The sequence below is a fragment of the Pseudovibrio sp. Ad5 genome (assembly GCF_001623095.1).
In the GTDB taxonomy this organism is placed as follows: Bacteria; Pseudomonadota; Alphaproteobacteria; order Rhizobiales; family Stappiaceae; genus Pseudovibrio.
Window position 1 is genome coordinate 492679 of the sequence record NZ_LMCH01000066.1, and the last position, 12711, is coordinate 505389.

Annotated in this window: 9 protein-coding genes; 7 read left to right on the plus strand and 2 right to left on the minus strand. The window is 51.2% G+C overall.

Annotation, left to right across the window (positions count from 1 at the left end; genetic code table 11):
• Positions 1-87 precede the first annotated feature (87 nt).
• Positions 88-1320, minus strand: a complete 1233-nt coding sequence (locus PsAD5_RS27345; RefSeq protein WP_063294358.1) for a penicillin-binding protein activator — start codon at positions 1318-1320, stop codon at positions 88-90.
• A 357-nt stretch (positions 1321-1677) separates the two neighbouring features.
• Between PsAD5_RS27345 and rsmI the strand changes: the two genes are divergently transcribed.
• The 7 genes from rsmI (at position 1678) to PsAD5_RS27385 (ending at position 11964) form a co-directional block, all read left to right on the plus strand.
• Entirely contained in the window at positions 1678-2598 is a 921-nt protein-coding gene (gene rsmI / locus PsAD5_RS27350; protein ID WP_057463259.1) for a 16S rRNA (cytidine(1402)-2'-O)-methyltransferase, read from the plus strand.
• A complete protein-coding gene (locus tag PsAD5_RS27355) occupies positions 2564-2971 on the plus strand; it encodes a YraN family protein (RefSeq protein WP_152986685.1) in 408 nt (135 codons plus the stop codon). The genes rsmI and PsAD5_RS27355 overlap by 35 nt, the downstream gene beginning before the upstream one ends.
• Before the next feature lie 118 nt (positions 2972-3089).
• Positions 3090-4064, plus strand: coding sequence for a glutathione synthase (gene gshB / locus PsAD5_RS27360; protein ID WP_084406058.1), 975 nt, complete (start codon positions 3090-3092; stop codon positions 4062-4064).
• A 179-nt stretch (positions 4065-4243) separates the two neighbouring features.
• Complete coding sequence (locus tag PsAD5_RS27365) at positions 4244-5770, plus strand: YifB family Mg chelatase-like AAA ATPase (protein ID WP_063294359.1); 1527 nt, start codon at positions 4244-4246, stop codon at positions 5768-5770.
• Between the two features lie 64 nt (positions 5771-5834).
• Positions 5835-8072, plus strand: a complete 2238-nt coding sequence (locus tag PsAD5_RS27370) for a hybrid sensor histidine kinase/response regulator (protein WP_208981625.1) — start codon at positions 5835-5837, stop codon at positions 8070-8072.
• Between the two features lie 360 nt (positions 8073-8432).
• A complete protein-coding gene (locus tag PsAD5_RS27375) occupies positions 8433-9275 on the plus strand; it encodes a GNAT family N-acetyltransferase (RefSeq protein WP_108818558.1) in 843 nt (280 codons plus the stop codon).
• 295 nt (positions 9276-9570) lie between these two features.
• A complete protein-coding gene (locus tag PsAD5_RS27385) occupies positions 9571-11964 on the plus strand; it encodes a transglycosylase domain-containing protein (protein WP_244272119.1) in 2394 nt (797 codons plus the stop codon).
• On the opposite strand, the gene PsAD5_RS27390 is transcribed toward PsAD5_RS27385, so the two are convergent.
• Positions 11965-12708, minus strand: coding sequence for a M48 family metallopeptidase (locus PsAD5_RS27390; protein ID WP_063294362.1), 744 nt, complete (start codon positions 12706-12708; stop codon positions 11965-11967).
• Between the last annotated feature and the right edge of the window lie 3 nt (positions 12709-12711).

Here is a 12711-nt window from a genome sequence, read left to right on the forward strand (position 1 = left end):
AGGTGCAATTGAAGCCATTTTTCAGGGCCACACGCAAAAAAGCCCCGCTCTTGCGAGCGAGGCTTTCAACATCAAAAGTTTCGGAGCCTAGAATTGGCCAGAGAAGCTGCGAGGTGCCGGAGCAATTGGTTCGGCAGTCCTCTTGCCAGAAACAGCATAAACCGCAAGTCCACGGTCATTCAGGCCATCTTGCTGGAAGCGGAAGATACCATCAATGCCGAGGAAACCATCACGATTGGTCAACACACGGTCAGAGAAGCGATCAGGTCCAGCGGAGCGGACCAGCCCAGCGGCCAGAATTGTTGCATCATAAGCCAAGGACGCATTGCGCGGTGGTTGAGAGCCATAGGTTTCGCGGTAACGGGTCGCGAGACGCTCGAAGCTCTGGTTATCCGGACCCGGGAACCAACTGCCAACCATGACAGGAGACTGGAGGATGTCCGGTGTGTTCCATTGACCACTGCCGATCATCTTCACTTCACCAAGGCTTGCACCCATTTCGGTCATCACCTGCATCACAAATGGAGGAACACCGCCCCCTTCAGGAACAAACAGAGTGTCCACCTGCGAAATAGAGCGGCTCAGGCTGGCAACGCGAGCGCGGATGTCTTCAGCATTGCCCGGGATGTAGCGCTCAATGGTGATGATACGGCCATTTGTTTGCCCAACAGCCTGACGGAATGCAGCTTCAGCCACCGCACCATAGGCATTGTTTGGCAACAGTGCAGAATAGGAGCCACGCTCTTGTTCTGCTGCATAAGACACAATGCGGTTCACGTCAGATACTGGCAGGTAGCTGAGCAGGTACGTGCCCGGCTTTGCTGCATTGGTATCAGAGGAGAATGCAACGATTGGAACACCAGAGCGTCTCGCAACAGCGGAAGCCCCCTGAACAGCTGGGGCAAAAACCGGACCGATAAGGAGTTCTGCGCCTTCACTGATCGCCTGCTGAGCAGCAATGCTTGCACCCTCTGAGGTTCCGCCAGTGTCTTTTACGAGCAGCTGGATGTCAGCACCCTGAAAATCCTCAAGTGCAAGCTTGGCGGAGTTTTCGAAAAGAGTGGCAACAGAAGAAGCGGATTGGCCTTCGCCAGAATATGGCAACAACAGGCCAACACGAACAGAACCATTGCCAATGGCACGGCCTGAAACCAGTTGCGGCTGGCCGTTCGGGTTCAAATCAGGCTGAAAAGGAGTGTTCACCGATGAGAAGTTAGGTGAATTAACACAGCCAGCCAACAAGAAGGAGACGCCAAGTGCAGCCCCTGTCACAAGTTTGCGGAAGCTCATTCCACGCAGTGTGGCTGATCCTAAGCTCATGGATGCCCCATCTATTCCGAAGGCCGTTCGATCAATCCCTCATTTTGCAAGGGACGAAATCCGGCAATTTACATTTAGAACTCGTCGCGATTGTTCCCGCGCCATGCTCTAATCGATTATTTTACGCATACTCTTATCCGAAAACCGGACCCCACTTCTCGGAGATGCGCCTTAGTTTGGTTTATTTCTACAGATCCAACGCAGTTAATACAGCCTCAACCCAAGGAAATCCGCGATTTTTTTAAGGATTCTGTCAAAAACTCCCCGTTGTAATTAGTCATTTTGCGGTTTGTTGGTTAGATGTGCACTCTCTACTGTGCAAAACTTGCTCCATTCTGGAGCTTTCACGAGGCGACCATGGATCATTCCGAAGCTGCATCTGAGCGGAAATACTACATTAGCGAGCATTCGCTAACGGCTAAACGGATTGAACCGGGACTGCACATCGTTTCAACCCCAATCGGCAATCTGCAGGACATCACAATCCGTGCGCTGGAAACTTTGGCGGCTTGCGATCTTATTGCCTGCGAAGATACCCGTGTGACGGGTGTTTTGTTACAGCGTTATGGCATCCGCACGCAGATGATGACCTATCATGAGCACAATGCCCACAGACAACTGCCTAAGATTTTGGAGGCATTGGGTGCTGGACGAGCCGTTGCATTGGTTTCCGATGCTGGTACGCCGCTCATTTCTGATCCAGGTTTTCGGCTTGTAGGTGATGTGGTAGAGCACGGACACAAGGTGGTGCCAATTCCAGGTGCCTCAGCCATGTTGAGCGGTCTGGTTGGCGCCGGTTTACCCTCTGACACTATTTTGTTTGCTGGTTTTCTGCCCAATAAGACCCACGGCAGAAAGAAACGTCTTGAAGAACTGAGAGATATTCCGGCGACACTGGTGTTTTATGAGAGCCCTCACAGAGTTGGGGCTTCTCTTGTCGACATGACTGAAATTCTTGGGAAGCGTAAGGCTGCTGTTGCACGTGAGCTGACCAAGCGGTTTGAGACCTTCCAGCGTGGTACCCTTGCAGAACTGAGTGATTTCTATTCGGGGGATCGCCCTAAGGGAGAAATTGTTATTCTTGTTTCACCACCTGAAGAGCAAGAACTGACCGAGGTTGATGCAGACGAACTGTTGCTCGAGGCATTGAAAGAAATGCCAGTGAGCGCAGCAGCGAAGAAAGTCTCCAAAGCAACCGGGGTGGATCGAAAGACGATTTATACCCGTGCTATGGAGCTGAAAAATGCAGGAACGGCAGAAGAGCCCGAGAGCGACTAAAAGCAACCTTCTTAAGAAGCAGGCTGCTTATCGAAAAGGACTGCAGGCGGAGCTGAAAGCAGAGATGCTGCTTCGCCAAGCAGGCTGGCAGATTCTTGAAAGACGCTACAAAACCAAGCAGGGCGAGATCGATTTGATCGCCGAACAAGACCAGACGATCGTGTTTGTAGAGGTGAAAGCCAGGCGGGGTGTGGATGATGGCTTATATGCAATCACGCAACGCTCTCAACGAAGGATTGCAAATGCCGCCCGAGAATGGGTTTCGCATCACAACGATGTGGTTGGAAAAACCTTGCGATTTGATGCGGTTATTCTTCCCAAACACGGAGAAGCCCAACACTTTCCTAATCTTTTTGAAGCTGAAATTTTTTAGGAAACAAATATTTTATCGCAAAAATGTAGACAAATTGCTTTCTGACCCACATATCTGCAGCTAACATCCATTTTTATTTACATGGATTTCTATCCCAGCGTTATTTCAGGAGTGCCTCATGTCCCAAGCAGCTTCTTCTGGTGCCAAGCGGCCGCTTAAAGTCGCCGTACAGATGGACCATATCTCTACCATCAACATTGCGGGCGACAGTGCTTTTGCTCTGATGCTAGAAGCGCAGGTTCGTGGTTATGAACTGTATCACTACACACCAGAGCGTCTGGCGCTGTGGGGTGAAAAGGTTATGTGCCGCGTTGAGCCGGTAACCGTGCGCGACGAAGCAGGCAATCACTTCAGTTTTGGTGAGCCCCAGCGCGTTGACATGTCTGAGATGGACGTCGTTCTGATGCGTCAGGATCCTCCATTTGATCTGGCTTACATCGCTGCGACCCACATTCTCGAAAAGCTTTCCGAGACAACGCTCGTTCTGAACAATCCAGTCTCTGTACGTAATGCACCAGAGAAACTGTTTGTGACCCAGTTTGCGGACCTGATGCCACCAACGCTGATCACTCATGATCGCGAGGAGATTGATGAGTTCCGCAACATCCATAGCGACATCGTAATGAAGCCGCTGTTTGGGCATGGTGGAGCTGCTGTTTTCCGCGTGACCAAGGATGACCTGAACTATGGGTCTCTTTACGACTTCTTCTCCGTCACATTCCGCGAACCTTGGGTCATTCAAAAGTTTCTGCCGAATGTGAAACACGGTGATAAGCGCATTCTCCTGGTTGATGGTGAGTTTGCTGGTGCAGTGAACCGTGTGCCTGCAGAAGGTGACTTACGCTCCAACATGGTGCGTGGCGGTTCTCCTAAAGACAGTGACCTGACTGAGCGCGAAAGAGAGATTTGCGCGCGCCTTGGGCCGACACTGAAAGAACAGGGGCTCATTCTCGTTGGAATCGATGTGATTGACGGAAACCTCACTGAAATCAACGTGACTGCCCCAACTGGCATTCGAGCGATCCAGAAGCTGGGCGGGCCAGATGTGGCCGGCATAGTCTGGGATGTGCTTGAGAAAAAGCTGGAAGCCTAAAAAGTAACAAAAGCCCTGTTCTTCAGCAGGGCTTTTCTTTTTCATCATGAACTCCGAGAATTCAGGTAGAGCTTCTTATGGGGGCTTTCGTATTTCTGAGTATTCAAGGCTTGTGTGTTTCTCATTCGTTCCTGCTTAATTACTACAATGATGATTAATTGTGGCCGCAGGAGTGTCAGGTGTTTGCTCGCATCTCTACCGTTTCCTTTCAGGGTGTCGACGCTGCAAATGTTGACGTGCAGGTCCAGATTAGCCCCGGATCCGTCTATTTCACTCTTGTTGGCCTGCCCGACAAGGCAATTGCAGAGAGCAAAGAGCGGGTTCGTTCAGCTCTCATTGCCTCCGGCCTGGCGCTACCCGCCAAACGTGTGACGGTTAATCTGGCTCCGGCTGACCTGCCAAAGGAAGGATCTCATTATGACCTTCCAATTGCACTTGGTCTCTTGGTGGCGATGGGGGCACTGCCTGCGGAAGCTGTCGAAGGCTTCCTCGTTCTAGGTGAGCTCTCACTGGATGGCAGCATTTCGCACGTAAACGGAGCCCTCCCAGCTGCAATCGCTGCTGTTGCAAACGAGAAAGGTTTGATCTGTCCGGCAAGTTGCGGCTCTGAAGCGGCATGGGCGGATGAGAACCTGAAGATTATGGCCGCGGGATCACTGGTTCAGCTCTACCGCGCATTGAAAGGTGATATTACTCTTTCTGCCCCAAAACCGCGCAGCTCTCCACAAGCTGCCAGTTCACTGGACCTTGCCGATATTCGAGGTCAGGAAACAGCGAAGCGGGCACTGGAGATTGCTGCAGCTGGCTCTCATAACCTGATGATGGTCGGCCCTCCAGGCTCAGGAAAAACCTTGCTCGCAAGCAGGTTACCCGCTCTATTGCCACCACTTTCAGCTCGCGAACTGCTGGAAGTATCCATGATCGCTTCCATTTCAGGAGAGTTGGAAGATGGCGCTTTGAGCAATCAACGCCCCTTCCGGGCACCACATCACTCCGCATCCATGGCTTCACTGGTTGGCGGAGGCATAAAGGCCAGACCTGGCGAAGTGTCCATGGCTCACAATGGTGTGCTTTTTTTGGATGAACTGCCAGAGTTCGATAGCTCCGTTCTGGACAGCTTGAGGCAGCCTATTGAGAACGGTGTGGCGACGATTGTTCGCGCCAATTATCGGGTGAGCTATCCATCCATAGTGCAAGTGGTTGCTGCGATGAACCCTTGTCGTTGCGGATATGCAGGAGAACCGGGACATACTTGCAGGCGAGGCGATAAATGCGCCAGTTCTTACCAGTCGCGAGTGTCTGGGCCTTTCGTGGACCGGATGGATTTGCAACTTCATGTTCCCGCGGTTTCTGCAAGAGACCTGATCAGCCCGCGCACTTCTGAGAGTTCGCAGGTGGTTGCTCAACGTGTAGGGCGCGCTCGTGCAATACAGCAAGCTCGCTATGCCTCTCTTGGGTTAGATATCACTGTCAATGCACATGCCAGTGCGCGGACTATCGAGCAAATTGTTGCATTGGATCAAGGCAGTAAGGAATTAATTGAACAGGCCTCCATACAATTTGGTCTTTCTGCACGTGGCTACCATCGTGTTTTGAAACTATCACGGACAATCGCAGATATGGACGGGTCAGAGTCCGTTCAGCGTATTCACCTGGCCGAGGCCCTGAGCTTCAAACGCTCTTCAGCCTATTTGGCCGCAGCATAATCTGGTATATCCTACCAATTGAATTTTACTGATTTACCGAAATAGTTCGGGTGGAGCAAAAGCTGTGTTGAAACGGAGACTGAAAACTGAGGAGAGCACCCATGTTGTTACTCAGGCTCGCGTGTCTCTGATTAAGCAAAGCGAAATCACCGAGAAATCCTCCTTTGTTCTAAAGAGCCTCTCCATTTTTGTGGGCGTTATATGCTTGCTGATTGCGCTGCTGCTGACCGATTGGCAATCCTTGCAAGGTTTCTATGTTGTATTGCTTGCATTTGGGGCTGGCGCTGTCTTGTTTCGCCGGTTTCCAGCAAGTGATGTTATCGCCCAAAGTTGGAAGACAGCTCAAATCCAGAGTGAAGTGGAGCAACTTGAAGACCCATCTGAATTAGCTAGCGATACTGACTGGCAATTACGTGAAGCGGATGATCGGCATCGTTCCATTCTGGATGCGCTGGGCGCTATTGTGATCCGTTGTGATAGCAATGGGGTGGTGCTGTCAGTCAATGATGCAGGTAAACGCAATTTTCCAGCTGGGTTTGGAGTTGAGATCGGAGGAGCTATTCATCTGCCTTATGCCGATGACTTTACTCCTGATCTTGAGGAAGGGGCTGCTGGGACTACCGAAGACGTTGCTTTGCGCACAAAACATGGCACCCGCTGGTATTCACTCCTGCGCCTGAGCATTCGTGATGGCAGCGGTGGAGCTCCTATCATTCAGTGGATCCTGACGGATGTCACAGATAGGCGACAAGCAGAGCAAAAACTGCGGGAAGATCGCGATCATGCTGCAAATGCCAGCGAGGCAAAATCTCGCTTCCTCGCGATGGTCAGTCACGAAATTCGCACGCCTTTAAACGGTGTCTTGGGCATGGCAGATTTGTTGGATGACACGACAACCACTGCAGAGCAGCAAAATTACATTAATGCGATCAGAACTTCAGGCTCCACACTTTTGATGCTCATTGATGAGGTACTTGATTACTCCAAGATCGAAGCAGGAAAGCTGGAGTTGGAGACTGGCAATGTTGAACTTGCTCCGTTAGTGGAACGCGTTGTGGAGCTGCTCTCTCCCAAAGCCCATGCAAAGGGGCTACAGATTGGTTCATTTATCAATCCAGCCGTACCAGATACCATCCAGAGTGACCCGGCACGGTTGCAGCAAATCCTATACAATCTAGTTGGAAACGCGATCAAATTTACAGAAGAAGGCGGTGTTTCTTTAGTCCTGCAAGTCACTACGGATACTACAGGCCACCACTTGCTGGAGTTCGCTGTTCAAGATACTGGCCCCGGCATGGATGACGTCACAGCAGCTCGCATCTTCCGGGAATTTGAACAGGGTGAATATGGGCGAGACCGCAAGTTCGATGGAGCAGGCCTGGGCCTGGCAATTTCCAAACGACTCGCGGAACTTATGGGAAGTTCGCTCACCGTTCAAAGCCAGCTGGGTTGTGGCTCCACTTTCCTTCTTGAGATGCCAGTTGATGAGATTTCAGAGGACTTTGTAAAAGAACATAATGATCGTATCGCGATCATAACCAGCAATCAGATTGAGGCCGACCTCGTCTATAAAACGCTGAGCACAAGCGGTTACAATCACACCAAGGTTCTGGCAGCAGATGAACTAGAAGGTTTGTCTCCTACGATACAATTTGACCGTTTGCTTGTCGGTGAAGAATATGTAGAACGCATTCGCAATTTCTATGGGCGGCAATCTGAGAGTGCGCCGGAGATCTTTGTCCTCATTAAACCTCAGGAACGAGCTCGAATTGCCGACATCAAAACTGGAGAGTTCTCCGGTTACTTGACCCGTCCTGTTCGTCGCAGCTCACTGCTTCGGGTGCTCTCACCCAGCTCACTGCAGACTGACGAGGTAGACAAAGATATAGCAGAAGAAGAGGTGGCATCTACACCACAAGGCCAGAGTACAAATCTCAATGTGTTAGTGGCCGAAGACAATCCAATTAACTGGACGCTGGTTCAGGCACTACTGGACAAATTGGGCCACACATCCTCGCTTGCTGAGGATGGGCATAAGGCTGTTTCGCTCTGTGCCAGCGGCTCGTTTGATATTGTGCTCATGGATCTGCACATGCCCGGTCTGGATGGACTTGAAGCCATCTCAAAAATTAGAGGCCGGGAAGAAAAATCTGCATCGAAAGTGCCAATTTATGTTGTTTCAGCAGATGTTATGCCAGATGCAAAAGAAGAGGCTCTTAATGCTGGAGCAGACGGTTTTTTAAGCAAACCCCTAAAAAAGCAGGATCTCGAAGCTGTTTTAAAACGCTATGCTAAGGGATAGCTCGGTATATTTAGCCTGTTCAATATCACGAGGCGGTTGTTATACTCAGATTAACCGCGACCGCAGCATTGTTTAGCAGATGTGAGCGTCGTTACGCGGGTAAATGTTGGTGTTATGTCACTCAACTGTCCTAAAATGGGCTTATATCACAGATTGACTACCCAAAATTGACATGGGTGACTCGATTGGTGCAAATTCAGAAAGGCGTTCTCATTATTGCATTGTTTCATAAACACCTAAGCAATATGAGATAATAATAGTATGGCTGGATCTGGACATATCTCCCCGATGAAAGTCCTAAAAAAGTTTACACCGAGCAAGTTGTCAGGGCGACCTGCGCCGCGGTGGATCCCTCAGGCAATGCTTGGAAAAATGCCGGAGGCAGGACAAAGCCTCGGTAAGGTCGGCCCACTTGAGGTTCGTCTTTCCAACGGAGCCAAAGAACTCAAGCAATCTCAGCGTTTACGCTACGAAGTGTTTTACGAAGAGATGTCCGCTATTGCAGATGCACAAACGCAGTTATCGCGTCTTGATCGCGACAGTTATGACGAGATTTGTGATCATCTATTGGTCGTTGATCACAACAGTCAGGTTCGCAACAAACCATTTTCCAAACTCAAGCCGCAGATTGTAGGCACATACCGATTGCTCCGTCAGGAACTTGCACAGCTCAATGGCGGTTTCTACACAGCAGGTGAGTTTGATATTCAAGGGATTCTGGATCGCCACAGTGATCTGAATTTCATGGAACTCGGTCGTTCTTGTGTTTTGAAACCTTATCGCACCAAGAAGACCGTAGAATTGCTATGGCATGGCATCTGGTCTTATGTGCTGACGCACAATGTAGATGTAATGATTGGCTGTGCCTCTATCGAAGGTACTGATCCTGATCTTCTTGCTGAGCAGCTTTCCTTCCTGCATCATTTTGCTAGTGCACCAGAAGAATGGCACGTATCAGCGCTGCCGGACCAGTATGTAGAAATGAACCGCATTGCGAAAGATCAGGTGGATCAACGCGCTGCGCTGCGTTCTCTGCCACCGCTGATTAAAGGATATCTACGCCTTGGCGCCTATATCGGTAACGGAGCAGTTGTTGATCACCAGTTCGGTACCACTGATGTTTTGATCATCATGCCAGTGTCCAAGCTGAACTCACGCTATGTGAACTACTATGGTCAAGATGCCAGCCGGTATTCCAGCTGATCACAGAGCTACTAGTATCTCAAAATGGAGAGGGCGGGTTTCCGCCCTTTTTTATTTGCGTAGAAGCGCTAGCATCTCTGCATATTTTTGGCATTTCTCAGCCAACTGCGCGCAATTCACCCCAATAGCTTAACGCTCAATTAAGCGTGTTTCCCTAAAATCGTTCGTGTTTTGTATCCAGGTTGCGATCTCCCTCCCAAGCGGTCAGCAGCCTGAGTTTGTTCAGGCTTGCTCAATCTTTCATGGCAATATTTGCCCAAAATTTGAGTGATCGGTACTGGGGTGTTTTAGAGTTATGGCGACAGGCCAAAATGGAAATGGCAGAAAACGGAGGCCAATGCGCCCCGGGCAACGCCCTTCCGGCAAGCCGCCTCAACATCCCGAAGGACAGCGGCCAAAACGCCCAGCACAACCTCAACGCCCACGCTTACAAGGCGTCGCATTGCGTCCGGACGAGGTCGAAGATTATATTCGCCGTCCGAGCAAAGCCAACGCTCCAAGCAAGCAATCATCATCAGGGCAACGCTCTTCACCGCAAAACCCAACGGCACAGGCCAGAAAACCTGCTCCTCAGCGTCCCAGACCTGCGCAAGGAATGCCAGTCAAGAAGCCTGCCAAAAAACCTAGCCGCAAGGCACGTCAACAGACACTGGCAGCTCTTGATGCAGCGACCTCTTCTGGCAAGCCAAAGAGCCAAAGCAAGTTTCGGCGGTTCTTGTGGAAGTCCTTTCGCTTTTCCATGTATTGGAGCGTCGTACTTGGCATTTGGGGGATCGTCGTTGTTGGCGGAATTCTCACCTATTACGCTGCGCATTTGCCACCAGCTTCGGAGTGGGCTGTTCCACAACGCCCACCTAACGTGCGCATCGTTTCAGCAAACGGCACCTTGATTGCCAATCGTGGCGATACCGGTGGAGAGGCGGTCCGTCTGGAGCAGTTACCTACGTATCTGCCTGAAGCTGTGATGGCTATCGAAGACAGGCGGTTCAGGTATCATTTCGGCATCGATCCAATCGGTCTTGCCCGCGCTGCATTTGTCAATTACACCAGCGGGCGCACTGTGCAGGGCGGGTCAACACTCACACAGCAGCTGGCGAAGAACCTGTTCCTAAAGCCTGAGCGCACCATGCGACGTAAGATGCAGGAAGTGGTGATGGCGCTGTGGTTGGAGTGGAATTACAGCAAGGACGAAATTCTGGAGATGTACCTTAACCGGGTCTATCTCGGAGCCGGGGCTTATGGTGTTGATGCCGCGTCGCGGGTTTATTTTGGTAAATCCGCTCATCTCATCAACCTCGCTGAAGCGGCAACCATTGCAGGACTGCTGAAAGCACCTAGTAAATATGCACCCACACGCAATGCCGCTCTTGCAGAGGGTCGTGCGCAGGTGGTGATCGCATCAATGCACAAGGCTGGCTTCATCACCGCTGATGACGCCAAGAACGCATTGTTCAACCCAGCGCACGTGGTTACAAGCCACAACAGTAGCAGTGGCAATTATGTTGCTGATTACGTGATGGAGTTGCTACCCGGCTTCGTCGGCTCTATTGGTGAAGACATCATCGTCGATACCACCATCGATTGGGATATGCAGCAAGCGGCAGAGACAGCGCTGACCACTCGAATTGCGGAGTCTCGCCGAGAGTTTAATGTCACTCAAGGCGCGGTTGTTACGCTCAATCGCAGCGGTGCAATCCGTGCTCTGGTTGGTGGTGTTGATTATCGGAAAAGCCAGTTCAACCGCGCTGTATATGCACGCAGACAGCCGGGATCTGCTTTCAAACCGTTTGTCTATCTTGCGGCGTTAGAACGGGGTATGACTCCTAATACTGTCCGCAGGGATGCTCGTGTCACCTACAGGGGCTGGACGCCGAAGAACTACACCAAGCGATACTACGGCGATGTGACATTGACGCAAGCGCTTGCATTTTCGATCAACACCGTTGCAGCAAAGCTGGCGCATGAGGTTGGCCCAGCCAATGTGGCGCGTACAGCACGTCGTCTGGGCATTACATCCGCGCTCAAGTCCAATCCATCCATCGCTCTTGGAACTTCAGAGGTTACTCCGCTTGAGATTGCAGCTGCGTATGTGCCTTTCTCCAATGGCGGATATGGTGTCGTTCCTCATGTGGTACGGCAAATTCGAAATGAACATGGCAAAGTGCTTTATCGCCGATCTGGTGACGGGACAGGACGCGTTGTTCGCGGAGATAAGCTGAGTGAAATCAACACTATGATGGCGCAGACAGTTTATGGAGGCACAGGAAAGCGAGCTTTGCTGGCTGGTCGACCGGCGGGAGGCAAAACCGGTACAACGCAAGGCTACAAAGATGCGTGGTTCATTGGTTATACAAACTCACTCACCACTGCGGTTTGGCTTGGGAATGATAATAACAAGCCGATGAAGAAGGTGAGTGGAGGTACACTACCAGCAGAAATCTGGGCATGGGTGATGGAGACAGAGCATCAGGGTATCCCGATTGCCAGACTGCCGGGTGTGCCGATTAATCTTGCCGAAACATCACCATTGTTGAAACCGGGCACTGCGCCTACGCGTCGTCAACCAACATTTGTGGCAGCTCCTCAGCCACCAAGGCCTGCTGTTCAAGCAACAACAGCTCCGCGCCCGCAAAACAACACCAGCACAAGCCCTCTGGACCTGCTTGGAAGGTTGTTTGGCGGTGGTTAGCTATTCCTGTCCGTAAAGGTGAAGTTGAGAGCCGTGCTCTTTGAGCCAGCGTTGGGCTTGCTTTGTGTGGGGTGCTAACTGCTCACAAACACGCCAGAACTCTGGTGAATGATCCAGTTTCACCAAGTGAGCAACTTCGTGAGCGGCTACGTACTCCAGAATGTCGGGTGGTGCCATCACAAGGCGCCAGGAGAACGATAGTTTCCCATCATACGAGCAGGATCCCCAACGGCTCTTGGTGTCTCGTAGTGTGATGCTATGATAGTTGCGTCCAAGCTTCTTTGTGAAGTGTTGTACGTGTGCCTCAAGAGCTTCTTTGGCTGATTTGCGCAGAAAATCTTTGGTTTTACGATGAAAGCTTTGGGTTTCGCCCGGCAGCAACAACAGCGGTTCATCCGTCTCTTCTTCGAGATCAAGCTTCGCAAGCCCACGCAGTTTGCCAGAAGACCGCAAGGTGTGCAGGACACCTTTAATGGGGATGCGCGCACCCTCTTCAAATTTGATGGTATCCGGACGAGAACCCAGTCTTTGCTTCAACCACTCGACTTGCCGGTTGGCGAAATCCTGGGCTGTCTTCAAATTGCCACGGGCAGGAACAGTGATGACGGGTGTTGGGTCTCCAGGGGGAATTCTGAGGATATAGCGCTTTGCTCTGGAGTTACGCTTCAGGCGGATTTGCAGAGGCTTATGCCCCAGATCCACCTCAATAAACTCCGGCAAAACCTTTGTCGCAAAGAACCCCATATC